This window comes from Sphingomonas sp. 66-10 (assembly GCF_001897045.1).
In the GTDB taxonomy this organism is placed as follows: Bacteria; Pseudomonadota; Alphaproteobacteria; order Sphingomonadales; family Sphingomonadaceae; genus Sphingomonas; species Sphingomonas lycopersici.
The window spans coordinates 350627-351098 of record NZ_MKRR01000133.1; the positions used below are offsets into that span (position 1 = coordinate 350627).

Consider the following 472-nt stretch of genomic DNA (forward strand, 5'->3'; position numbering starts at 1 on the left):
ATACCTTCAGCTCGATCGCCGGAAAACACGGCGACGTCTGGTCGTGGACGATGCCCGACGGGCGGATCGCCTATCGCATGTCGATGTCGCTGCGCGGCTGGGTCACCGAGACCGACGAGGTGATGACGCTCGGGCCGGACAAGCGGCCGACCGCGATCGCGATCCGCGGCTATACCGATCAGGGCGACGCGACCGAAACGTTCGACGTCGACGCGGGCGGCGTCGCGCGGTGGAAGACGGTGATCGATTCGGGCTCGGCCCCGTTCGCCGGCAAACGCTACAACACCTATGGCGGGCCGCCGCTCGCCGCCGAGCGCGAGGTCGACGCGCTGGTCGCCGCCGGGGACAAGGGCATCGACATGCTGCCGGGCGGGCATGCCAGCATCACGATCGGCCAGCCGGCGCAGATCGACGGGCCGAACGGCGCGGAAACGGTCAAACTCGCCTTCATCCGCGGCTACAGCTTCGCCCC

Annotated in this window: 1 pseudogene; it reads left to right on the forward strand. The window is 69.3% G+C overall.

Annotated features, from left to right (window positions below):
• Positions 1–472, forward strand: a pseudogene (locus BGN95_RS15590) (amidohydrolase family protein); the annotation flags it as partial.